Source organism: Micromonospora sp. NPDC049274 (assembly GCF_040678875.1).
GTDB lineage: Bacteria > Actinomycetota > Actinomycetes > Mycobacteriales > Micromonosporaceae > Micromonospora.
Window position 1 is genome coordinate 1 of sequence record NZ_JBFAQS010000033.1, and the last position, 22,484, is coordinate 22,484.

Below are 22,484 nucleotides of genomic sequence, written 5' to 3' on the forward strand. Positions count from 1 at the left end.
TCTGTTCCCGCTCCAGCGGGCTCAACCTCGACGCCATAACCACCCCAACGAAGAAAACGGAAGGGTGTTGCAACCACCGGTTGAGCCCGCCCCGCTGACGGGAACTGTCCAAGATCTGCAGCGCGGCACGGGCGGCGGGCGGTGGAGTGGGGGCGGTGGGGCGGCGTTTGGGTGCGTAAGGATGGGGGTCACCCCCCTTCCGAGGAGTGCCGATGGCCACCGACCTGACCGCGCCGCGTACCGCCGCCCGGCTCGACGTCGCACCGATCCAGCGGCGCACCATGCGGCTGCTCTTCACCACCCAGATCATCGGCGGCATCGGTGTGACGATCGGCATCTCCGTCGGCGCGTTGCTCGCCGCCCGCGTCGCCGGCACCGCGGTGGCGGGCGTCGCGCAGAGCGCCGGAGTGGTCGGTGCGGCGCTGCTCGCCGTCCCGGTCACCCGGATCATGACGCGGCACGGCCGTCGTCCCGGCCTGGTCCTGGCGTACACGGTGGGCGCCGTCGGTGGCGTCCTGGTGGTGCTGGCGGCGGCCACCCGCTCGGTGCCGCTGCTCCTCCTCGGCATGCTGCTCTTCGGCGGTGGCACCGCCGCGAACCTGCAGGCCCGCTACACGGCGGTGGATCTCGCCGAGCCGGCCCGCCGAGGGCGCCAGCTCTCACTCATCGTCTGGGCCACCACCATCGGGGCGGTGGCCGCACCGAACTTCGCCGCCCTGGCCGACCGGGTCACCACCGGCTGGGGACTGCCGCCGCTGGCCGGCCCGTTCGCGTTCAGCGCGGCGGCATTCGTGCTGGCTTCCGTCGTACTCCTCGGCTTGCTCCGGCCCGACCCGCTGCTCACCGCGCGGCGGCTCGCGGCGGCCGACCCGCCGCCGACCCCCGCCGGTGCCGCGTCGGACGCCGCCGCCCCGAACGCGGCCGCTGCGGGCAATGCCACCCCGGGCGTCGCCGTCGCGGGAAGTGCCGTGCCGACGGCCGCCGGGTCGAACGGTGTCGCACCGGCTGCCGCGGTGGCCGCCGAGGCGCCGGCGGGCGATGGAGCCGGGCCGGCCACCGCGGCGGTCGGCGTGCGCGCGCCGCGCGCCGCCGGGATGCGGCTGGCCTGGTCGGTGGTACGCGGACAGCCCGCCGCCCGACTCGGCATCGCTGCCGTGGCGATCGGTCACCTGGTGATGGTGGCGGTGATGGCGATGACCCCGGTCCGGCTCGGTGAGTCGCACGCCGACGCCGACGTGCTGCGGCTGGTCGGGATCGTGTTGAGCCTGCACATCGCCGGCATGTACGCGTTCTCCCCGGTGGTGGGCTGGCTCACCGACCGGCTCGGCCGGCGGGCGGTGATCCTCGGCGGGGTCGGGCTGCTGCTGGCCGCCTGCGCGGTCGCCGGCACCGCCGGGCACCACACGCCCCGGCTCTCGGTCGGTCTGGTCCTGCTCGGGCTGGGCTGGTCGGGGACGATGGTGGCCGGCTCGACGCTGCTCTCCGAGTCGGTGTCGGCAGGTGTGCGGCCCAGCGTCCAGGGGTTCTCCGACCTGATCATGGGATTGGCGGGGGCCAGCGCCGCGGTGCTCAGCGGGTTTGTCATGCAGCTCGCCGGTTATCCGGTGCTCACCCTGCTCGCGGCGGTCGCGACAGTGCCCCTGGTGGCGCTAGCGTTGCGCCCGGTGCCGACGGGGGCACCGGGCGAGGAGGGTTGATCACGTGCGGCTGACGGACTTCTGGGCGCGGCTGGAGGAGGCGTTCGGGCCGGGCTACGCGGCCAGCATCGCCCGCGACCAGGTGCTGTCCCAGCTCCATGGGCGGACCATCGAGCAGGCGCTGTCGTCGGGGGAGCAGACGCACGTGGTGTGGCGGGCGGTCTGCGCCGCGTACCCCGACCGCGTGCCCGCCCGACTACGCTGAGCAGCCTTTTCGCCGGTTCCGCGTGTCGCTTGTCGAGTCGTACACCTGTTCGGCTATTGTCCACAGCGGGGTGCTCGTCCACAGCTCGCGGCCCGTCGGCTGGTTTTCTGTCGGACCCAGCGCCTAGCGTGTCTCGCGTGACGAGAAGCTCAGCAGGAAAGACGCCGGCGAAGGCAGGGGTGGCAACGATGGCAGCAGGTCCTGACCGGGAGAAGGCGCTCGACCTTGCTCTCGCTCAGATTGACAAGCAATTCGGCAAGGGCTCGGTGATGCGGCTGGGCGACCGGCCGGTTGTCCAGACCGCGATCATTCCGACCGGGTCCATCGCGCTCGACGTGGCGCTGGGCATCGGTGGTCTGCCCCGTGGCCGGGTGGTCGAGATCTACGGCCCGGAGTCCAGCGGTAAGACGACTGTGGCTCTGCACGCGGTGGCCAACGCCCAGCGCAACGGCGGCATCGCCGCCTTCATCGACGCCGAGCACGCGCTCGATCCGGAGTACGCGAAGGCCCTGGGCGTCGACACCGACGCGATGCTGGTCTCGCAGCCGGACACGGGCGAGCAGGCGCTGGAAATCGCGGACATGCTGATCCGCTCCGGCGCTCTGGACATCATCGTGATCGACTCGGTGGCGGCCCTCGTGCCGCGCGCCGAGATCGAGGGCGAGATGGGCGACAGCCACGTGGGCCTCCAGGCCCGGCTGATGAGCCAGGCACTCCGGAAGATCACCGGTGTGCTCAGCAACACCGGCACCACGGCGATCTTCATCAACCAGCTGCGCGAAAAGATCGGCGTCATGTTCGGCAGCCCGGAGACCACCACCGGTGGTCGGGCGCTGAAGTTCTACGCCTCGGTCCGGCTCGACGTGCGACGCATCGAGAGCCTCAAGGACGGCACCGACGTGGTCGGTAACCGCACCCGGGTCAAGGTCGTGAAGAACAAGGTCGCCGCGCCGTTCAAGCAGGCCGAGTTCGACATCATGTACGGCAAGGGCATCTCGCGTGAGGGCTCGCTGATCGACGTCGGCGTGGAGCAGGCGATCATCCGCAAGTCCGGAGCGTGGTACACGTACGACGGCGACCAGCTCGGCCAGGGCAAGGAGAAGGCCCGGGAGTTCCTGAAGGAAAACCCGGACGTGGCCGCCGAGATCGAGAAGAAGATCCTGGAGAAGCTCGGCGTCGGGGTCGGCGCGGGTGACGCCGCCGGTGGCCCGGAGCTGCCGCCTGTCGACTTCTGACCGGTCGCTGACCAGTGGCAGGACGACGCGCCCGTACGGGACGGGGCTGGGATGCCAGCCCACCCCGTACGGGCGACGCCACCGATCCTCCCCGCCCTCGCCGGGGTCGCCGGGGGGCCGAGCAGCAGAGCGATGAGCCGCAGTCCCCGCCTCGTGACGAGTCGGAGGTGGCTCGCGAGATCTGCCTGCGCCAGCTCGCCGTCCGGCCCCGCACCCGGGCCGAGCTGGCCGATGCGTTGGCCAAGCGGGGCATCTCCGAAGAGGTCTCGGCCGAGGTGCTCGACCGCTACGACGAGGTCGGCATCATCGACGACGCCGCGTTCGCCCGCGCCTGGGTGTCCAGCCGGCACACCGGTCGCGGCCTGGCCCGCCGGGCGCTCGCCAACGAGCTGCGCCGCAAGGGCGTCGACGGTGAGGTGGCCACCGAGGCGCTGGGCGAGCTGGACGAGGAGACCGAGGCGGCGACCGCCCGCGCTCTGGTGGATCGCAAACTGCGTACCGCCCGGGGTGAGCCCGACGCGGTCTTCCGCCGGCTGGTCGGGATGCTGGCTCGCAAGGGCTATCCACCCGGCGTGGCCATCCGCGCGGTGAAGGACGCGCTCGCCGCGCAGAGCGCCGAGGCGGCCGAGTTCGCCGAGCAGATCGACGCCGACGCGCTCGCCGACGTCGAGGGCGATCTGGAGCGCGACAACCGTCCGCTCGACTGAGTGGCGCGACGGGTGCGATGGGGGTGACCTGATGCTGAAGGCGTGTCTGAACGGCCAGCGCAGCCGTGCGGCCCATCCGGCCGTGCCGGTGACCCCGAGGGAGTTGGCCGCCGACGCGGCCCGCTGCGCCGCGCTGGGCGTCGCGGCCGTGCACGTCCATCCCCGGGACGCGGCAGGCATCGAGTCGCTGCGCCCGGCGGTGATCGCCGACGCGCTGACCGCGATCCGTGCGGCCCGTCCGGGGCTGCCGGTGGGGGTGAGCACCGGCGCCTGGATCGAACCGGATCCGGCCGCCCGGGTGGCCGCCGTCCGGGCCTGGTCGGTGCTGCCCGACTTCGCCTCAGTCAACGCGCACGAGCCCGGCGCCGAGGCGGTGGCCTCCGCGCTGCACGAGCGGGGTGTGCTCGTCGAGGTGGGGCTCTGGACACTCGACGCCGTCGAGGCGTACCGGTCCTGGCGGGTGCCGGCCGGCCGGATCCTCGTCGAGTGCATGGCCGATGCGGCGCCTGTCGCGTTGGCCGATGCGGCGCGGATCCTCGCCGCGCTACGCCCACCGTCCACGGGGATGCCCGCCGCGCCACCGTCGACGGGGGGCCCCGCCGCTTCAGCGTCGGCGGCGCGGTCAGCGGGGATCGGCCCGCCGGTGCTGCTGCACGCCGAGGGTCCGGCAACCTGGGCGGTGCTCGCCGAGGCGGTCAGCCGTGGGCTGCACACTCGGATCGGGCTGGAGGACACGCTCATGTTGCCCGACGGCGCACCGACACCGGGCAACGCCGCGCTGGTCAGCGCCGCGCTGGCAGCCGGCGCCGGCTGAGCTGTCGGCGTCCTTCACCGTGGGAAGCGGCCGCTCTCCACGATCAGGTAGCTGCCCGCCCGCCGTCGTCGAAGCGGGTGATCGTGCTCGATCCGGGATCCCGTGGGATCACCGGGGCACCGAGGCAGCCATCCGATCCAGGATCGAGCACGATCTTGAAGTGGGTCACGCGGTTGTCGTCGAGGCCGGGTCGTTGGCGTCACACAGTCGGCTCGGCGGATGGCGTCCTCGTCGCTGAACAGGTACGACATCCGGATCGACGCCCGTCAGCTCGCCGCGTTTGTCCCCCGTTGTCCGCAACGACATCAGCTTTGGGTGACGCTACAACTTCGCTCCGTTCGGGGGGTTTGATCATGAGTCCTTGACCAGACCACCCTCGGCGACCTAGCCTCGCCATACAGGCTCACATTGCCCGACCAGCGCAGGCTAAGCGCACAACATAGATCTCGTAACAGAACAGCATCACTTTGGCCGACTCCGCGGCCTTTGGCGGCAGTTCCGGACTGGCCGGTCCGGCGCTCCGCGACAACTGCACCCGGTCGCCGACGATGCCCGAGGGCACCGCCGGCGGAGAGAGCTATCCACGGCCAGCCGCTCCGGTCGGGCGTCCACAGCCGCAGGAGTGTGCCTCGGGCACAGTCGCTGCGGTCTCGACGTTCAGGGGAGGCGGCCATGGCGGGGCGGCGGCACAGGTTCACCGGTAGACCTCACGGGGTTCCGGCATGAACGCCCTCGACGTCGTGCTCCTCGCGGCCGTCCTGATCCTCGCGGTGGTCGTGGTCGGGGCGGTGCTGGTCGGCATTCGGACACTGCGCCGGATGGGCACGGCGCCGGCCCCGGAGGATCCCGCCTTCATCGCGGAGAAGGACCGTCAGGAGCAGTCCCTGGCCGCCCTGCGTAACGCCGCGGACCAGGCGAACAGCACGATCGACGTGGCGAAGTCCGCCGCCTCCGCGGCGCGTGCCGAGGCGGCGGCGGCGAAGGCCGAGGCGAAGGCGGCCCGGGCCGAGGCCCGGCGGGTGCTCGACGACGCCCGCGCCGAGGCGGACACCGTGCTGGAGCGGGCGCACAAGCAGGCCGAGGCTGACGCCGAGCAGCTGCGTACGGCTGCGCGACGCAGCGGCGAGCGGGAGGTCGCGGTGCTCGCCGCCACGACCCGGGAGCAGGCCGCGGAGGTGGAGCGCCGGGCGGCCCGGATGGACGAGCGGGAGCGGCTGCACACCGAGGAGGTGGAGCGGTTCGCCGAGCGGGAGCGGCAGCTCACCGCCGCGAGCGCTGCCCTCGCGGCCCGGGAGTCCGCGCTCGTCCAGCGCGAGACCGAGCTGGCCGAGGCCGAGGAGCTGCGCCGTCGGGAACTGGAGCGGGTGGCAGGTCTCACCGCCGACTCGGCCCGACTGGAGTTGATCGACGCGATCGAGACGTCCGCCAAGCGGGAGGCCGCGCTGCTGGTGCGCGACATCGAGTCCGACGCGCGCAACACCGCCGAGCAGCGGGCCCGACACATCGTGGTGGACGCGATCCAGCGGGTGGCCAGCGAGCAGACCGCCGAGAGCGTGGTCAGCGTCCTGCACCTGCCCGGCGACGAGATGAAGGGCCGCATCATCGGCCGGGAGGGGCGCAACATCCGCGCCTTCGAGTCGGTGACCGGGGTCAACCTCATCATCGACGACACCCCCGAGGCGGTGTTGCTGTCCTGCTTCGACCCGGTACGCCGGGAGGTCGGCCGGCTCACGCTGGAGAAGCTGGTGCTCGACGGGCGGATCCACCCGCACCGGATCGAGGAGGTCTACGACCTGGCCCGCCAGGAGGTGGAGCAGCTCTGCCTCCGCGCCGCCGAGGACGCCCTCGTCGAGGTCGGCATCACCGAGATCCACCCGGAGCTGGTGACCCTGCTGGGCCGGCTGCGCTACCGCACCTCGTACGGGCAGAACGTGCTCAAGCACCTGGTCGAGACCGCGCACATCGCCGGCATCATGGCCGCCGAACTGCGGCTGGACGTGCCCACCATCAAGCGGTCGGCGTTCCTTCACGACATCGGCAAGGCGCTCACCCACGAGGTCGAGGGCAGCCACGCCATCATCGGCGCCGACCTGGCCCGCAAGTACGGCGAGCACGAGGACGTGGTGCACGCCATCGAGGCGCACCACAACGAGGTTCCGCCGCAGACGATCGAGGCCGTGCTCACCCAGGCCTCCGACGCCTGTTCCGGCGGTCGGCCGGGCGCGCGTCGAGAGAGCCTGGAGGCGTACGTCAAGCGGCTGGAGCGGATCGAGGAGATCGCGGCCGGGAAACTCGGTGTCGACAAGGTGTTCGCCATGCAGGCCGGCCGGGAGATCCGGGTGATGGTCAAGCCGGACGACGTGGACGACATCGGGGCGGCCGTGCTGGCCCGCGACGTGGCGAAGCAGATCGAGGAGGAGCTGACCTACCCGGGTCAGATCCGCGTCACAGTGGTCCGTGAGTCCCGGGTCACCGAGATCGCCCGCTGACCCCGGCCCGCGCCGCCCGGCGCGAGCCCGTGATCGACACGTTTTCGCGATATCGGGGTATCCCGTCGCCGGTGATACCCCGATATCAGCGAACGCTTGGGCGATCTGCGTGTCAGATGCCGCCGGTGCCCTCGGCCTGGGACATCAGTGCCGCCGGCGGCGGGTTCTGCGCCGGGGTGCCCGCGGTCTTGCGGCCCCGGGCGAGCCGCCGCTGGATGTACTGGGCGAGCTTCGACAGCGAGTAGTTCACCGCGATGAAGAGCACGGCGATGACGACGTACACCTGGATCGGGTTGCCCAGCACGCCGATGATCTGCTTACCGATGTTCAAGGTCTCTTCGTAGCTGATGATGAACCCCAGCGAGGTGTCCTTGAGCACCACGACCAACTGGCTGATCAGCGCCGGCAGCATGATCCGGAACGACTGCGGCAGCAGGATCATCCGGGTGGTCTGCGCGGGGGACAACCCGATGGCAGCCGCGGCCTCTGCCTGGCCGCCGGGCAGACCCTCCATGCCGGAGCGGAGGATCTCGGCGATGACCACCGAGTTGTAGATGGTCAGGCCGATCACCAGGTACCAGAGGGTGTCGAACGAGATGCCGAACTCGGGGAAGCCGCGGGCCACGAAGAAGATGGTGATGACGACCGGCAGGCCGCGGAACACCTCGACGCAGGCTCGGGTGAGCGCCGAGAGCAGCAGGCTCGCCCCGCGGAGCAGGTACGACACGGGCGTGGCCAGCCCGGTGAACCGCCGCCGGGTGAGGCTCTTGAGCTGGATCCGCAGTACGGCCAGCAGGGTGCCCACCACCAGGGAGGCGACGATGGCCAGCGCGGCCGCGATCAGGGTGTTCTTGAAGCCGTGGCCGATCCGGTCCCACACCTGGGAGAAGTTCTCGTTGGAGGGGTCGATCAACGGCCCCCACAGCTCCATCGAGAGCTGACCCTTGTCGTCGAGCGGCCGGTAGATCAGGAAGTAGGCCCCGACCAGCAGCGCCACGGTGGCGACCAGGCTGCTGATCAGCGTGATCCGCCGCTGGCGCGGGCCGGGAACGTCGTAGAGGACTGTGGTCTGCTGGGTCACCGGGCCACCGCCTGTCGCTTCTCCAGTCGGTCCAGCAGGGCACCGAGCGGCACAGTCATGATCAGGTATCCGATCGAGATGCCGATTGCGACGGGAATGAAGGCATAACCCTCGGCCGACGTGAGCTGGTCCGCGGTCTGTGACAGGTCACCGACCACCCCGAAGAAGCCGACCAGTGCCGAGTTTTTGATCATTGCGATGATCACCGAGCCGAGCGGCACGATGGATGCCTTCCAGGACTGCGGCAGCACCACGTAGCGCAGGTTCTGGCTGAAGGTGAGCCCGAGGGAGCGAGCGGCCTCGGCCTGCCCGGCCGGCACCGCGTTCACCCCGGAGCGCAGCGCCTCGCAGACGAACGCCGCGGTGTAGAGCACCAGCGCGATCAGGGCGAAGCGGAAGTACGGCAGATCGGTGCCGAGCCGCTTGAACAACCCGTCCACGACGGGAATGCGCAGGAAGTCGGCGTTGGAACCGAGCGCCGGCAGACCGAACGCGGCGAAGAACATCACGACGGTCAGCGGCATGTTGCGGAAGACGTTCACGTAGCCGGTGCCGAGCGCGCGCAGCGGCGGCACCGGCGAGATGCGGAGCACCGCCACGATCGCGCCCAGGATCAGGGCGCCGATCGCGGCGAGCACGCAGATCTGGAGGGTGAGCCAGAAACCACCCGCAAAGACGTCGAACTTGTCGATGAGCACGTTCACGGGTCGGTGTTCCTCCCCACCCTCCAGATCGAAGGATCAGATCAGTAGCGGTTGATGGTGGGCGCCGAGCCCAGTTCCGCGCCGAACTTGCCGGCGGTGTCGTCCCAGGCCTTCTTCCACCGACCGTCGGCGACGGCCTTGTCCAGGGTGTCGTTGATGAAGCTGCGGAAGTCGGCGTCTTCCTTCTTCACGCCGATGCCGTACGGCTCCTTGGTGAAGTTGGCGCCGGCCAGCTTGAAGGACGCCTCGTCCTTGGCGATGTAGCCGAGCAGGATCACGTTGTCGGTGGTGACGGCATCGACCTGGCCGCCCTTGAGCGCGTCCCGGCACTTGTCGTAGGTGTCGAAGAGCACCAGCTGCGAGCCGACGTCCTTGACGTACGTCTTGATGGTCTCGGCCGGCGTCGAGCCGGTGACCGAGCAGACCTTCTTGGTGCCGTCCTTGAACGAGTCCGGACCGGTGATCGTCGCGTCGTCCTTCTTGACCAGGATGTTCTGGCCGGCCTCGTAGTACGGGCCCGCGAAGGCGATGCGCTCCTTGCGCTTGTCGTTGATCGTGTAGGTGGCGGCGACCAGGTCGACGCTGCCGTCCACGATCTTGTCCTCACGGACCTTCGACGGCGTCTCGACGTACTCGATCTTGTCCTCGGGGATGCCCAGCTCCTTGACGATGATCTTGGCGATCTCGACGTCGAAGCCCTCCGGCTTGCCGGACAGACCCTTCTGGCCGAAGCCCGGCTGGTCGAACTTGGTGCCGACCTTGATCTTCTGGGCCTTGTTCAGCTTCTCCATGGTGCTGCCGGCGGCGAAGGACTTGCTGCCAGCACCGGAGTCCCCGTCGTCGTCGCCACCACAGGCGGTGAGGCCGAGCGCCAGAGCGGCGACCGCGGCGACTGCCGCAACGCGCTTGATACGCATACTCTTCTCCTTCTTCAACGGAGCCCACCGAGTACGGCGCGCTCCACTACGGACGCCTAGTGCGTGAGGATCTTGGAGAGGAAGTCGCGGGCCCGCTCGCTGCGCGGGTTCGCGAAGAACTCCGCCGGTGGGGCATCCTCGACCAGCTGCCCGTCGGCCATGAAGATGACCCGGTTGGCGGCGTGCCGGGCGAAGCCCATCTCGTGGGTGACCACGACCATGGTCATGCCGTCGCGGGCCAGCGAGGTCATCACGTCGAGCACCTCGCCGACCATCTCCGGGTCCAGCGCGCTGGTCGGCTCGTCGAAGAGCATCGCCTTGGGCTGCATGGCCAGGGCGCGGGCGATCGCCGCACGCTGCTGCTGGCCACCGGAGAGCTGGGCCGGGAACTTGTCCGCCTGGTTGGCGATGCCGACCCGGTCGAGCAGGGCCAGGCCGCGCTCGCGCGCCGCGGCGGGCTTCTCCCCGCGGACCTTGACCGGCCCGAGGGTGACGTTCTCCAGGATGGTCTTGTGGGCGAAGAGGTTGAAGGACTGGAAGACCATCCCCACCTCGCTGCGCAGCTTCGCGAGGGCCTTGCCCTCGGCCGGCAGCGGCTGACCGTCGAAGGTGATGGTGCCGGAGTTGATCGGTTCCAGTCGGTTGATGGCGCGGCACAGCGTCGACTTGCCGGAGCCGGACGGGCCGATCACCACGACCACCTCGCCCCGACCCACCGACAGCGAGACGTCGTCCAGCACGTGCAGCGGCCCGAACCACTTGTTGACCGCGTCCAGCACGATGAGCGGTTCGCCCGTCGTCACGTCGTCCACCGTCCCTGTCGTCTCCCCGGATCGGGGTCGGTTGACCCCTGGTTGGGCAACTGTAGGCGGCGGGCTGTGGCGGAACGCAACTCAGTTGGTCACGGAGCGGTAACACCGGTCACGATCGGTGTCGAGGGTCCGATTTCGGTCATCGAGCGGACCGCAACAGTGGCGGCGGCACCGGATGCCCGCGACGATGGAAGCATGACCGAACCGGTACGCCTGACGAAGTACGCCCGCGGCGGTGGCTGCGCCTGCAAGATTCCGCCGGGCGAGCTGGAGGCCATGGTCGCCGGTCTCGGGCCGGCCACCGGAACGGCGGAGCTGCTCGTCGGCCTGGACCACGGCGACGACGCCGCGGTGGTCCGGCTGGACGAGCGTACCGGCCTGGTCAGCACCGCGGACTTCTTCACACCTGTCGTCGACGACGCGTACGACTGGGGGCGCATCGCGGCGGCCAACGCGCTCTCCGACGTGTACGCGATGGGCGGCGTCCCGCTGGTGGCGCTCAACCTGCTCTGCTGGCCGCGCGACGTGCTCCCGCTGGAGTTGGCGCGCGAGGTGCTGCGCGGTGGCCAGGACGTGGCCCGGGAGGCGGGCTGTCACCTGGCCGGCGGGCACAGCGTCGACGACGACGGTCCGAAGTACGGTCTCGCGGTCACCGGCACCGTCCGACCGGAGGAGCTGATCACTCTGGACGCCGGTCGGGCCGGAGTGCCGCTGTCGCTGACCAAGCCGCTCGGCGTGGGCGTGCTCAACACCCGGCACAAGGCCACCGGCGAGAGCTTCCCGGAGGCGGTCGCCACGATGAGCGCGCTCAACCGCGACGCCGCGCGGGCGGCGGTCGCCGCCGGTATCCGGTGCGGCACCGACGTGACAGGCTTCGGCCTGCTCGGGCACGCCTCGAAGCTGGCCCGTGCCAGCCGGCTCACGGTGGCCATCGACACCGCCCTGGTGCCCTACCTGGCCGGCGCGCGGGAGGCGCTGCGCGACGGGTACGTCAGCGGCGGCAGCCGTCGCAACCTGGACTGGGTCACCCAGTGGACGGATTTCGGCGCGGCGGACGAGGGTGAGCGGTTGCTGTTGGCCGACGCGCAGACCTCCGGTGGTCTGCTGGTCGCCGGTGAGCTGCCGGGTGCGCCGGTGGTGGGCGAGCTGCTGCCCCGCGGGGAGCACCTGGTGGTCCTGCGCTGACGGACACGGCGGCGCAGGCGGACACGGCGGCGCGAGGACACGCGGGCCCGATGGCGCGCCGGGCGCACGATACCCGATAAACTGTCACCTTCCCGCTACTCCGAGCAATGCCGCTCAGGGAAATTTTGCCCGGAATGGTCACAGACCGGTAACTTGCCCCCGGCTGGGGTCAAATGCCCCCCACCATCGTGAGTAAGGCCCGATCCGGAGGCCGGTGGGACGAACGCAGCGAGGAGGCGGAATGACCGAGCTGTGGAACTGGAGAATCGATCGGGTACGACCCGTGGAGGTCTACCCGGCGCTGGCCGAGGCGCTCGGCCGGGTGGTGATGCCGCTCGCGGTGGCGGACCCGGCCCGACTGCCGGCGTACGCGGTGGTGTGTGACGTCTGGCAGGCGCCGGGCGAGTTCTCGACGGTGGTCGACTGCTACGGGGTGCCGGACCGGCTCTCCGAGCACGCCAGCATCGCCGCGCTGGCCCGGCTGCTGGGCCGCAACTGTCTACTGCGCGACGACACGCTCGACGCCGGCCGGCACCTGCTCGTCGCACCGGACGGGACGGTCCGCCCGGTGCACTTCGACGTCCGGGACACCGACGACGGCGAGGTGCTCAGCCGGCGGCGGCTCTGCACGGTGGGCGACCCGGGCTGCCGGGGCTGGTCGCAGTGTCACCGCTCGCGGTGGGCGCCCGACACCGTCGCGCCGGTGCTCGCCGCGGCCTGACCCGCAGCGACCGAGCCCGACCCGCCACCCCGCACGACCAACTGGTCGAGCAGGGTGCGGGTGGCCTCCGTCACGGCGGCCACCGCGGCCTCGAACGCGGCGGCGTTGTGCGCGGCGGGCGCCCGGAAGCCCGAGATCTTCCGGACGTACTGCAACGCCGCCGCCTCGATGTCCGTGTCGGTCACCTGCGGGGTGAACGGCTCGCGCAGCGTCTTGATGCTTCGGCACATGTCGGGTGCTCCTCGGTTCGGGGCGATCCGGCCGACCCGGATACGCTGTCGTGGTCATGACTACCGCAGCGGCGGGCAGCCCGCGCACCTACCAGGTGCGCACCTACGGCTGCCAGATGAACGTGCACGATTCCGAGCGCATCTCCGGCCTGCTCGAACAGGCCGGCTACGTACGCGCGCCCCAGGCCGACGACACCCCGGACATCGTCGTCTTCAACACCTGCGCGGTACGGGAGAACGCCGACAACCGCCTCTACGGCAACCTCGGTCATCTGCGCCCCGTGAAGGACAAGCACCCGGGGATGCAGATCGCCGTCGGTGGTTGCCTGGCGCAGAAGGACCGCGGCGAGATCGTCCGCAGGGCGCCCTGGGTGGACGTGGTCTTCGGCACGCACAACATCGGCGCGCTGCCGGTGCTGCTGGAACGGGCCCGGCACAACGCGGCCGCCGAGGTGGAGATCCTGGAGTCGCTGGACGTCTTCCCGTCCACGCTGCCGACCCGCCGCGAGTCCACGTACGCCGGCTGGGTCTCGATCTCGGTGGGCTGCAACAACACCTGCACGTTCTGCATCGTGCCCTCTCTGCGCGGCAAGGAGAAGGACCGCCGTCCCGGCGACGTCCTCTCCGAGGTGCGCGCCCTGGTCGACGAGGGTGTGCTGGAGGTGACCCTGCTCGGGCAGAACGTCAACTCCTACGGTGTCGAGTTCGGTGACCGGTACGCGTTCGGCAAGCTGCTGCGCGCCTGCGGCGAGATCGACGGGCTGGAGCGGGTCCGGTTCACGAGCCCGCACCCGAAGGACTTCACCGACGACGTGATCGCCGCGATGGCCGAGACGCCGAACGTGTGCCACTCGCTGCACATGCCGTTGCAGTCCGGCTCCGACGACGTGCTGAAGGCGATGCGCCGGTCGTACCGTTCCGAGCGCTACCTGGGGATCATCGAGAAGGTCCGGGCGGCGATGCCGGACGCGGCGATCACCACCGACATCATCGTCGGCTTCCCCGGCGAGACGGAGGCCGACTTCCAGCGCACCCTGGACGTGGTGCGCGAGTCCCGGTTCTCCTCGGCCTTCACCTTCCAGTACTCGAAGCGCCCCGGCACCCCCGCCGCCACCATGGACGGCCAACTGCCCAAGCAGGTCGTGCAGGAGCGCTACGAGCGGCTGATCGCCTGCGTCGAGGAGATCTCCTGGGCGGAGAACAAGCGCCTCGTGGGGGAGACCGTCGAGGTGCTTGTCGCGGTCGGCGAGGGCCGCAAGGACGAGCGGACCGGGCGGCTGTCCGGCCGGGCGCGTGACGGCCGGCTCGTGCACTTCGACGCCGGCAGCTTCGCCGGGTCGATCCGGCCCGGCGACATCGTGCAGACCACAGTCACGTACGCCGCGCCGCACCACCTCAACGCCGACGGAGCGCCACTGTCGCACCGGCGGACCCGGGCGGGTGACGCCGCCGAGGCGGGCCGTTCCCCGCGTACCCCCGGGGTGTTGCTCGGCCTGCCCACGATCGGCGCACCGGCGGTCGCGCCCGCGCCGACGACCGGCTGCGCCGCGCACTGACCCCGACCGGGGTCCGCCGGCACGGCGGACCCCGACCGGCCCACGGTCAGACAGTGATGCGACCGGCGCCGGCGCCGCCCGTCACGATGGACTTGACGGTGCTCGCGGTGTCCAGCTGGTACGAGTACGGGATGCTGGCGACGCTGCCGCCGGTCTGTCCGGCGGGCGAGTTGACGAAGTGGTTGTTGCGGGCGACCAGGCGACCCGGCCCGGAGTCGGCCTCGCCGAGGTGGTACGTGTCGTTGACGTTCTCGAAGTAGTTGCCCTCGACGAGCACGCCGGCGTTCTCGGTGGAGGCCACGCCGTAGCCGCCGTTGGCCCGGTAGTAGTTGTTGTAGACGTGCACCGGGTTGCCGAAGCGCACCCGGGGGTTGCGCTGCCTGCTGCCGTCGAACCAGTTGTGGTGGTAGGTCACCCGCAGGTGGCCGGTGTCCTGTGCGCCGTTGTCGTCGCTGTGGCCGAGCAGCATGGTCTTGTCGTGGTTGAAGACCCGGTTCCACGACACGGTGACGAAGTCCGACCCGCGCTTGATGTCGACAGCGCCGTCGTACCCGTTGCTGAAGGTGTTGTGGTCGATCCAGACGTTGGTGGCCGACTCCTGCACGTTTATCGCGTCGTCGTTCCAGTCCCGGAAGGTCAGATTCCGGATGATGACGTTGCGGTCACCGCTGACGTTGAGTCCGCAGCCGACGATCGTCGCGCCGGAGTTGCCGAGGATGGTCTTGTTGGACCGGACCCGCAGCATGCCCGAGCAGGAGATCGTGCCGGACACCCGGATCACCGCGGCGCCTGTCGCGTTCAGGGCGCTGGTCAGCGCCGAGGCGTTGCTGACGGTGGTGGTCGGTGCGCCGCCGCCGCCTGTGGTGCCGCCGTTCTGGGTGGCCCAGCCCACGAGACCTGTCGGTGGCGGGACGCTGGGCGGCGGATCGCTCGGGATCGGTGGGGTCGTCGGGGCGCCAGGCGTGCCCGACGTGTTCGGGGTTCCCGGGGTGGTCGGCGTGGCCGGGGTGGTCGGGGTGGTGGTGCCGCCGGTGCAGGCGACGTTGTTCAGGGTGAAGCTGGTCGGGTCCGGGTTGCTGGAGTTGTTCCAGCTCGCGTTGAACCCGAACGAGGCGCTGCCGTTGGTGGCCAGGGCGCCGTTGTAGTCGACGTTGGTGGCTGAGACCTGGGCCCCGCTCTGCGTGGCGGTGGCGCCCCACGCCTGGCTGACCTGCTGCCCGGCCCCGTACGACCAGCGCAGCGTCCACCCGGAGACCGGGTCGCCGAGGTTGGTGACCGTGACGTTGCCGGTGAACCCGCCCGGCCACTGGCTGGCGACCGAGTAGGCGACCCGGCAGCCGGCGGCCGCCTGGGCGGAGACGGCGGTCAGGAGCCCGCCGGTGACCAGGGCTGCGGTGGCGGCGGCGGTGGTGGCGAGCAGCGTCATCCGACGCTGTGTTCTGTGCATGCTGCTTCCTCTCGATGAGGCGGACGGACCGTCGCGACGCCCATGCCCGTGGGCGGCGAGGTAGGCCGGGACCCGTGGGGTCCCGGGCCCGCCGGTGCAGTTCGGTGAAAGCGGCTCCCGCGCTCGCGCCGACCACTGCCGAGGCAAGCGCTTTCCCGATGGAAGCATAGAAGCCCTTGGATGTAAATGGACGGGGTGGCCGGCGCTCACGACGTGAGCGCCGGCCACCCCGGTGGCTCAGCAGCCGGCGCCGTTGAGCTTCACGCTCGCTGGGGTGCTGGCCGTGCCGTTGGCGGTGAAGCCCACGGTGACCGAGGCGCCCGCCGCCAGGGACGGCGCGTGACTGGGCGCGGCAGCCGTGACCGTCGTACCCGACTGGGTGACAGTGGCGTTCCAGCCACTGCCCAGCGTCACGCCGGACGGCCAGGTCCAGGTCACCGACCACGGATTCACCGCGGCCGTGCCGGTGTTCTTCACTGTCACCTCACCCTGGAAGCCGCCCTGCCAGGCGTTCACCTGCCGGTAGGTGGCCGTGCAGGCGCCCGGGGGCGGGGTCGTCGGCCCGCCGGTCGGTCCACCGGTCGGTCCGCCCGTCGGCCCGCCGGTGGGTCCGCCACCGGACGGCGCGATCAGGTACGGCTGGAGGATCGCCTGCTTGGTGGTGTTGACGTTCGTCCAGTCGTCAAGCGCGATGCCGCCGGTGTCACCCGAGTTGGGGTTCCACGACCAGTAGGTGAACGACATCCCGGTCACCCCGGTGCCCGTGTACGCCATCAACTTCTCCAGCCACACCCGGTCCTTCGGGTCGGCCAGGGTGCTGCCGAACTCACCCATCATGATCGGGGCGATGTTCTGCTTGTAGAGGTAACCGAAGTACTTGTCCCAGATGGCCGGCATGTTCGCCGGGTAGTCGGGGGCGTCGAACCAGGTCTGCCGGTAGACCGACGTGGCGTACTCGTGCGGCGAGTAGACCAGCCGGTTGGCCACGTTCAGGCGTACCGGGAACTGGCCGGCCTTCGACAGGTTGCCGCCCCACCAGCCGCAGTCCTCGTCGTTGCTCGGGTCGTTGTCCCACACGTTGGAGAGGCCACCGCTGGGGCAGCTCACCCCCTCCACGAAGATCAACCAGTTGGGCTGGACACCGAGGATCGCGTTGCCGGCCCGCTCGGCGGCGAGCCGCCAGTCCCGCGCGGTGTCGCCGCAGCCCCAGCACGCGCCGGTGGCCGCCGGGTTGGTGCCCTCGGCGTGCGGCTCGTTGTGCAGGTCCGCGCCGATCACCGTGGGATTGCCCGCGTACCGCTGGGCGAGCATCTTCCAGTCGTTGATCCAGGTCGCCTCGGAGACCGTCGGCGTGTACCAGAGCGGCGACTGCCCGGCCGACGTCGGCCGGTGCCGGTCCAGGATGATCCGCATCCCCTTGCTGCCGGCGTAGGCGATCACCTTGTCCAGGATCTGCAACGGCGAGAGCCCGATCAGGTCCGGGTTGACGAAGTCGTTGATCCCGGTGGCGGTCGCGCCCGGCTTCAGCGCGTCGTTCGAGTACGGCACCCGCAGCGTGTTGTAGCCCAACCGGGCCATCGTGTCGAGCTGCCCCCGCCACGGATTGCTCGACCAGAGCCCGTGGAAGGTCTTGTTGTCGGTCTCCATGCCGAACCAGTTGATGCCGGTCAACCTCACCGTGGCGCCGGTGCTGTCCACGATCTGACTGCCGTTCGTGTGCAGATAACCGGTGCCGGTGCCCGCGGCGGAGGCCGGGGTGGTGCTGACGGCGGCGGCGAAGAACACGCCGGCCGCGACGGTGGCGAGCGCGGTCAGCGCACCGCCGAGAGCTTTGGGACGGAACATTCGAGCTCCACTTCACAGGCCCGACGTCGGCCAGGGGCCGCGCGGGCGAGCTGCCGTCGGCACGTCACGGCCCCTTTTCGGGTACGCGGACAGTGCGCGACGGTCCATGTCACGCGGACGGGGACACTCGCGGAAGCGCACCGGCCGATCCTCGACAGCGGAACCCCGCCGTCGTCGCCCTCGTCCCGGTGGCCCTACCTGACTCCGTCGCCCATTCTCATCAGCCCGCCTCAATGCGTCAACCTGCCACCCGGCCCGCCCGCCCTCCGCGCCGTGGCTTCCGCGCCGTGGCTTCCGCGCCTGGGCTTCCGCGCCGGGGCTTCCGCGCCGGGGCTTCCGCACCTGGGTCGCGCCTGGGCTTCCGCGCCTGGGCTCCGCGCCTGGGCTTCCGCCCGGGGGCTTCCGTCCTGCGGCCCCCGGCCCCACCCGCGCAAGATCGTGCTCGATCCTGGATGTAGTGGCCTCGATCCACCGGGATACCACTACATCCAGGATCGAGCACGAACATGAAGGTCGATCGCATCGGAGCCCGGCCTCCCGGCGGCCCGCGCGTCCGCAAGCGTTCAAGATCTGCGCAACTACACCGATGTTGCTGCCTTCGGCGCGTCTGAGGCAGCAACATCGGGGATGTTGTGAGGATCTTGGCGCGGGGCGCGGGGCGCGGGGCGCGGGGCGCGGGGCGCGGGGCGCGGGGCGCGGGGCGCGGGGCGCGGGGCGCGGGGCGCGGGGCGCGGGGCGCGGGGGGACACGCGGAAGCCCCCGGTCCCGCTTGGGACCGGGGGCTTCGGACGTCGTCAGGTCAGCCGGCCTGCTCGGCGAGCTGGAGGAACTGCCGCTTGGAGGCGAGGGCCTGCTCGGCCTCCTTGATCCGGCGGGCGTCCCCGGCGCTCTGCGCCCGGGCCAGCCGCTCCTCGGCCTCGGCCACCTGGGACCGCATCTGGGCGAGCAGCGGGTTGTCCTCCTTGGTGGTGCGGCGCCACGCCGAGTCCATCACGTCGCGGACCTTGTCGTCGATGACACGCAGCCGGCGCTCCAGCCCGGCGGCTGCCTCGCGGGGCACCCGGCCGGCCTCGTGCCACTGGGCCTGGATCTCCCGCAGCTTGGCCTGGGCGCCCTTCGGGTCGGCGTCGATGTCCAGGGCCTCGGCCTCGGCCAGCAGGGCCTGCTTACGCTCCAGGTTGCCGCGCTGCTCGTTGTCCCGGGCGGAGAAGACCTCGCTGCGCCGGCTGAAGAAGGCGTCCTGTGCGGCCCGGAACCGTTCCCAGAGCTTCTGCTCGGCCTCCTTGGAGGCACGCGGGGCGGCCTTCCACTGCGTCATCAGCTCCTTGAGCTGGTTGGCCGTGGCCGCCCACTCGGTGGAGTCCTTGATGCTCTCGGCCTCGGCGACCAACTCCTCCTTGACGGTCTGCGCCTGCTTGCGCGTCGCGTCCAGGGAGGCGAAGTGGGCGCCCCGACGCCTGGTGAAGCCGTCGCGTGCGGCGGCGAACCGCTTCCACAGTTCACCGTCGGCCTTCTTGTCGACCCCGCGAATGGTCTTCCACTCGTCGAGGATCTCCTTGAGCCGGTCACCTGCCGTCTTCCACCCGGTGGACTCGGCGGCGAGCTTCTCGGCCTCCTCCACCAGCGCGGTCTTGCGTGCCAGGGCCTCACCGCGGGCGGCGTCCCGGGCGGCACGCGCCTCGGTGGCCTTCTCCTCGGCGAGGGTCGCCAGCTTGTCCAGCCGAGCGGTCAGGGCGTCGATGTCGCCGACCACGTGGGCCTCGGGCAGCGTGGCGCGGATCCGCTTGATCGTGCTCAGCGAGTGCCCGGCGTCCGCCGCGCCCGAGTTGAGCCGCGCTTCGGTCAGGTCCACTTCGGTGACCAGGTCGGCGAAGCGGCGTGCGAAGTGCGCGAGACCCTCCTCCGGTGCTCCCGCCTGCCAGGATCCGACCACCCGCTCGCCTTCGGAGGTCTTGACGTAAACGGTGCCGTCCGCGTCCACCCGTCCGAAGGCAGTCCAGTCGCTCATGTGCCCATCCTCGTTCTCCCGGCGTCGAGGGAGCCGTCCCCCGTCGCCGCCACGGCGCAGCCAAGTTACTTCCGGCATTGTCACAGGTCCGACCCGGTCCGCGTCGAGCGCCTATCGCCGACCGTGACCATACGGTGTCCTAGAGCCTGTTTGACCGGATCGGCGCGGAGACGCACCGGGCATTCCCGCTACGGTGGACGGGTGCCACTGGTCGCCGCCGCCGTCTGCCCGCATCCGCCCCTGCTCGTGCCCGAGGTCGCCGGTGCGGCCGCGGGGGAGCTGGACGACCTGCGGGCTGCGTGTGACCTCGCCGTACGCCGGCTGCTGGCCGTCGATCCGGACGCGGTGGTGCTGCTCGGCGTCGGCCCGTCGACCGGCTCGATCCGGCCCCCGGCCACCGGTTCCCTACAGCCCTGGGGCGTCGACCTGGACGTGCCCCTGGTCCCCGGTCAGCCGGACCGGGGCGCCGTGCTGCCGTTGAGCCTGACGGTCGGCGCGTGGCTGCTGACCCGGCACGCCGCGCGGCTCGCCATCACCGCCGCGCCGGTGAGCGCCGTGCAGGTGACCGCCGACGCCGGGCCGGTCGAGGTGGCCGCGCTCGCCGAGCAGGTTGCCGCGGCCGGTGACCGGGTGGCGCTGCTGGTGCTCGGCGACGGGTCCGCGTGCCGAGGGGAGAAGGCCCCCGGGTACGACGACAAGCGTGCCCTCCCGTACGACAAGGGGGTCGCCGCAGCCCTGGCCGAGGCGGACCTGGACGCCCTGCGCGGCCTGGACACGGATCTGTCGGCGCGGTTGAGGGTCGCCGGCCGGGCGTCGTGGCAGGTGCTCGCCGAGGCGGCCCGGTCGAGTGGCGGCGGGTGGCGCGGCGAGCTGCTGCACGACTCGGCCCCCTACGGCGTGGCCTACTTCGTGGCGTCGTGGGAGCGTGCGTGACCGGCGACGGGGCGGTTCCGGCCGGCACGGTCGTGGCGGTGGTCGGCCCGACCGCGGCGGGCAAGTCGGCGTTGAGCATCGCGCTCGCGCACGCCCTGGACGGGGAGGTGGTCAACGCCGACTCGATGCAGCTGTACCGGGGCATGGACATCGGCACCGCCAAGCTGACTCCCGCCGAGCGGGACGGCGTGCCGCACCACCTGTTGGACATCTGGGAGGTCACCGAGCCGGCCAGCGTCGCCGAGTACCAGCGGCTGGCCCGCGCGGCCGTGGACGACATCCTGTCCCGAGGTCGGGTGCCACTGCTGGTGGGTGGCTCGGGGCTGTACGTGCGGGCGGTGCTGGAACGCTTCGAGTTCCCCGGCACCGACGCGGCGCTGCGCGAGCGGTTGGAGCGGGAGTTGGCCGAGGTGGGCCCCGCGCCGCTGTACGCGCGGCTGCGCGCCGCCGACCCGGTGGCCGCCGGTGGCATCCTGCCCGGCAACGGCCGGCGGATCGTCCGGGCCCTGGAGGTGATCGAGCTGACCGGTGCGCCGTTCGCCGCGTCGCTTCCGCAGCCGACGCCGTACTACCCGTCGGTGCAGCTCGGTGTCGACCTGGACACCAGCGTGCTGGACGAGCGGATCGCGCTGCGGGTGGACCGGATGTGGGCCGACGGTCTGGTGCCGGAGACCCGCGAGCTGGTGGGTCGGGGGCTGCCCGAGGGGCGGACGGCGAGCCGCGCGCTGGGCTACCAACAGGTGCTCAGGATGCTCGACGGTGAGCTGACCGAGGCGCAGGCGCACGATGAGACGGTCCGGGCCACCAGGCGTTTCGTCCGCCGGCAGCGGTCCTGGTTCCGGCGCGACCCACGGATCCACTGGCTGGACTCGGCCGCGCCGGACCTGATCGGCGCCGCCCTGCGTCTGGTGCCCGCCGAGACGCGATAATGGGGGCGTGGAGTTCACCAAGGGCCACGGCACCGGCAACGACTTCGTCCTCCTGCCCGACCCGGACGGTCAGCTCGATCTGACCCCGGGGCTGGTCGCGGCGCTCTGTGACCGGCGGCGGGGCATTGGCGCGGACGGCGTGCTGCGGGTCGTCCGCGCGGCCAAGCACCCCGACGGCGCCGACCTGGCCGGCGAGGCCGAGTGGTTCATGGACTACTGGAACGCCGACGGTTCGTTCGCCGAGATGTGTGGCAACGGCGCGCGGGTCTTCGTCCGGTACCTGCTCGACAACGAGCTGGCCACGCCCACCGGCGCGGCGCTGCCGGTGGCCACCCGGGCCGGCGTCGTGCGCGCGCTGGTCGAGGGTGACGCCGTGTCCGTGGAGATGCGCCGCCCCCAGGTGTACGACGCCTCGACCGCCACCCTGGGCGGGCTGACCCTGCCCGGCACCGCCGTGGATATCGGCAACCCGCACCTGGTCTGTGTCCTGCCGGCGGGCGTGGAGCTGGCCGCGCTGGATCTGACCGTCGCGCCCGGGTTCGATCCGGAGGTCTTCCCGGCCGGCGTGAACGTGGAGTTCATCGTGGCGGGCGACCCGGTCGACGGCACCGACGCGCATTCCCTGATGCGGGTGTACGAGCGCGGCAGCGCCGAAACCCTGTCCTGCGGTACCGGCGCGTGCGCGGTGGGCGCGGTGGCCCTGCGCGACGCCGGGCGGGACACCGGGGTGGTCGCCGTGGACGTGCCCGGGGGCCGCCTGACGGTGACGGTCACCGAGAGTTCCTGCTGGCTGTCCGGCCCCGCCGTCCTGGTGGCGACGGGCGAGATCAACCTCCCCACCTGACCCACCCACCCCCCCACCCCACCCCCCCCCCCCCCCCCGGGCCCCCGGGGGGGGGCCCCCCGGGGGGGGGGGTGTTTAATTTTAGGGCCCCCGCGGCGGGGGTTGGGGAGAAAAAAAAAAAATAA

20 protein-coding genes are annotated in these 22,484 nt (G+C 71.3%); 12 read left to right on the forward strand and 8 right to left on the reverse strand.

All coding sequences use genetic code 11. From position 1 onward, the window contains the following. Positions 1-212 precede the first annotated feature (212 nt). The 6 genes from AB0K10_RS32910 (at position 213) to rny (ending at position 7,147) form a co-directional block, all read left to right on the forward strand. Positions 213-1,697, forward strand: coding sequence for an MFS transporter (locus AB0K10_RS32910; protein WP_363690091.1), 1,485 nt, complete (start codon positions 213-215; stop codon positions 1,695-1,697). Positions 1,698-1,701: 4 nt separating this feature from the next. After that, positions 1,702-1,902 (forward strand): DUF3046 domain-containing protein, encoded by a 201-nt coding sequence (locus AB0K10_RS32915; RefSeq protein WP_007456799.1) that lies wholly within the window; start codon positions 1,702-1,704, stop codon positions 1,900-1,902. Positions 1,903-2,090: 188 nt separating this feature from the next. Beyond that, positions 2,091-3,137 (forward strand): recombinase RecA, encoded by a 1,047-nt coding sequence (gene recA, locus AB0K10_RS32920; protein WP_007456801.1) that lies wholly within the window; start codon positions 2,091-2,093, stop codon positions 3,135-3,137. Positions 3,138-3,151: 14 nt separating this feature from the next. Continuing rightward, a complete protein-coding gene (locus AB0K10_RS32925; protein ID WP_363690094.1) occupies positions 3,152-3,844 on the forward strand; it encodes a regulatory protein RecX in 693 nt (230 codons plus the stop codon). Between the two features lie 31 nt (positions 3,845-3,875). Next, positions 3,876-4,658, forward strand: coding sequence for a 3-keto-5-aminohexanoate cleavage protein (locus tag AB0K10_RS32930; protein WP_363690096.1), 783 nt, complete (start codon positions 3,876-3,878; stop codon positions 4,656-4,658). 722 nt (positions 4,659-5,380) lie between these two features. Continuing rightward, the gene (gene rny, locus AB0K10_RS32935) at positions 5,381-7,147 is read left to right on the forward strand and encodes a ribonuclease Y (protein ID WP_363690098.1); all 1,767 of its coding nucleotides are present in this window, start codon (positions 5,381-5,383) and stop codon (positions 7,145-7,147) included. 112 nt (positions 7,148-7,259) lie between these two features. Here the strand turns inward: rny and AB0K10_RS32940 are convergent, their stop codons facing one another. From AB0K10_RS32940 to AB0K10_RS32955, 4 genes are read right to left on the reverse strand one after another with little or no spacing between them, the layout of a single operon-like run. Continuing rightward, positions 7,260-8,228, reverse strand: a complete 969-nt coding sequence (locus AB0K10_RS32940; protein WP_363690100.1) for an amino acid ABC transporter permease — start codon at positions 8,226-8,228, stop codon at positions 7,260-7,262. Beyond that, positions 8,225-8,932, reverse strand: coding sequence for an amino acid ABC transporter permease (locus tag AB0K10_RS32945; RefSeq protein ID WP_363690102.1), 708 nt, complete (start codon positions 8,930-8,932; stop codon positions 8,225-8,227). Before AB0K10_RS32945 ends, AB0K10_RS32940 begins: the two co-directional genes overlap by 4 nt. A gap of 41 nt (positions 8,933-8,973) precedes the next feature. Further along, entirely contained in the window at positions 8,974-9,849 is an 876-nt protein-coding gene (locus tag AB0K10_RS32950; protein ID WP_363690104.1) for a glutamate ABC transporter substrate-binding protein, read from the reverse strand. A gap of 56 nt (positions 9,850-9,905) precedes the next feature. Continuing rightward, the gene (locus AB0K10_RS32955) at positions 9,906-10,661 is read right to left on the reverse strand and encodes an amino acid ABC transporter ATP-binding protein (RefSeq protein ID WP_363690106.1); all 756 of its coding nucleotides are present in this window, start codon (positions 10,659-10,661) and stop codon (positions 9,906-9,908) included. A 195-nt stretch (positions 10,662-10,856) separates the two neighbouring features. On the opposite strand from AB0K10_RS32955, the gene selD reads away from it, so the two are divergent. Both selD and AB0K10_RS32965 read left to right on the forward strand, forming a co-directional pair. After that, positions 10,857-11,846: a selenide, water dikinase SelD gene (gene selD / locus AB0K10_RS32960; protein ID WP_363690108.1), complete on the forward strand. Its 990-nt coding sequence runs from the start codon at positions 10,857-10,859 to the stop codon at positions 11,844-11,846. A gap of 241 nt (positions 11,847-12,087) precedes the next feature. Next, on the forward strand, positions 12,088-12,567 hold the full coding sequence (locus tag AB0K10_RS32965) for a hypothetical protein (RefSeq protein WP_363690110.1): 480 nt from the start codon (positions 12,088-12,090) through the stop codon (positions 12,565-12,567). Here AB0K10_RS32965 and AB0K10_RS32970 read toward each other — a convergent pair. Then, complete coding sequence (locus tag AB0K10_RS32970; protein WP_363690112.1) at positions 12,513-12,797, reverse strand: DUF2277 family protein; 285 nt, start codon at positions 12,795-12,797, stop codon at positions 12,513-12,515. The genes AB0K10_RS32965 and AB0K10_RS32970 overlap by 55 nt on opposite strands. 56 nt (positions 12,798-12,853) lie before the next feature. Here AB0K10_RS32970 and miaB point away from each other — a divergent pair, with 56 nt between their 5' ends. Beyond that, entirely contained in the window at positions 12,854-14,353 is a 1,500-nt protein-coding gene (gene miaB, locus AB0K10_RS32975; RefSeq protein ID WP_363690114.1) for a tRNA (N6-isopentenyl adenosine(37)-C2)-methylthiotransferase MiaB, read from the forward strand. A gap of 46 nt (positions 14,354-14,399) precedes the next feature. On the opposite strand, the gene AB0K10_RS32980 is transcribed toward miaB, so the two are convergent. The 3 genes from AB0K10_RS32980 to AB0K10_RS32990 all read right to left on the reverse strand — a co-directional run bounded on the left by AB0K10_RS32980 (position 14,400) and on the right by AB0K10_RS32990 (position 19,653). Then, complete coding sequence (locus AB0K10_RS32980) at positions 14,400-15,800, reverse strand: cellulose binding domain-containing protein (protein WP_363690116.1); 1,401 nt, start codon at positions 15,798-15,800, stop codon at positions 14,400-14,402. A gap of 237 nt (positions 15,801-16,037) precedes the next feature. After that, entirely contained in the window at positions 16,038-17,645 is a 1,608-nt protein-coding gene (locus AB0K10_RS32985; RefSeq protein WP_363690118.1) for a cellulase family glycosylhydrolase, read from the reverse strand. Between the two features lie 799 nt (positions 17,646-18,444). Next, positions 18,445-19,653, reverse strand: coding sequence for a DUF349 domain-containing protein (locus AB0K10_RS32990; protein WP_363690120.1), 1,209 nt, complete (start codon positions 19,651-19,653; stop codon positions 18,445-18,447). Positions 19,654-19,854: 201 nt separating this feature from the next. Here AB0K10_RS32990 and AB0K10_RS32995 point away from each other — a divergent pair, with 201 nt between their 5' ends. Genes AB0K10_RS32995 through dapF form a run of 3 tightly spaced genes read left to right on the forward strand, consistent with a single transcriptional unit; the run spans position 19,855 to position 22,359 of the window. Beyond that, positions 19,855-20,586 (forward strand): hypothetical protein, encoded by a 732-nt coding sequence (locus AB0K10_RS32995; RefSeq protein WP_363690122.1) that lies wholly within the window; start codon positions 19,855-19,857, stop codon positions 20,584-20,586. Then, positions 20,583-21,515 (forward strand): tRNA (adenosine(37)-N6)-dimethylallyltransferase MiaA, encoded by a 933-nt coding sequence (miaA, locus tag AB0K10_RS33000; RefSeq protein WP_363690124.1) that lies wholly within the window; start codon positions 20,583-20,585, stop codon positions 21,513-21,515. Before AB0K10_RS32995 ends, miaA begins: the two co-directional genes overlap by 4 nt. A 7-nt stretch (positions 21,516-21,522) precedes the next feature. After that, entirely contained in the window at positions 21,523-22,359 is an 837-nt protein-coding gene (gene dapF, locus AB0K10_RS33005) for a diaminopimelate epimerase (RefSeq protein WP_363690126.1), read from the forward strand. The last annotated feature ends 125 nt before the right edge of the window (positions 22,360-22,484 follow it).

Bases quoted from the DNA above. Each gene is read 5' to 3' on its own strand.
- AB0K10_RS32910 (WP_363690091.1), top strand. From the start codon at position 213: ATGGCCACCGACCTGACCGCGCCGCGTACCGCCGCCCGGCTCGACGTC.
- recA (WP_007456801.1), top strand. From the start codon at position 2,091: ATGGCAGCAGGTCCTGACCGGGAGAAGGCGCTCGACCTTGCTCTCGCT.
- AB0K10_RS32930 (WP_363690096.1), top strand. From the start codon at position 3,876: ATGCTGAAGGCGTGTCTGAACGGCCAGCGCAGCCGTGCGGCCCATCCG.
- rny (WP_363690098.1), top strand. From the start codon at position 5,381: ATGAACGCCCTCGACGTCGTGCTCCTCGCGGCCGTCCTGATCCTCGCG.
- AB0K10_RS32950 (WP_363690104.1), bottom strand. From the start codon at position 9,849: ATGCGTATCAAGCGCGTTGCGGCAGTCGCCGCGGTCGCCGCTCTGGCG.
- selD (WP_363690108.1), top strand. From the start codon at position 10,857: ATGACCGAACCGGTACGCCTGACGAAGTACGCCCGCGGCGGTGGCTGC.
- AB0K10_RS32965 (WP_363690110.1), top strand. From the start codon at position 12,088: ATGACCGAGCTGTGGAACTGGAGAATCGATCGGGTACGACCCGTGGAG.
- AB0K10_RS32970 (WP_363690112.1), bottom strand. From the start codon at position 12,797: ATGTGCCGAAGCATCAAGACGCTGCGCGAGCCGTTCACCCCGCAGGTG.
- miaB (WP_363690114.1), top strand. From the start codon at position 12,854: ATGACTACCGCAGCGGCGGGCAGCCCGCGCACCTACCAGGTGCGCACC.
- AB0K10_RS32980 (WP_363690116.1), bottom strand. From the start codon at position 15,800: ATGCACAGAACACAGCGTCGGATGACGCTGCTCGCCACCACCGCCGCC.
- AB0K10_RS32985 (WP_363690118.1), bottom strand. From the start codon at position 17,645: ATGTTCCGTCCCAAAGCTCTCGGCGGTGCGCTGACCGCGCTCGCCACC.
- AB0K10_RS32990 (WP_363690120.1), bottom strand. From the start codon at position 19,653: ATGAGCGACTGGACTGCCTTCGGACGGGTGGACGCGGACGGCACCGTT.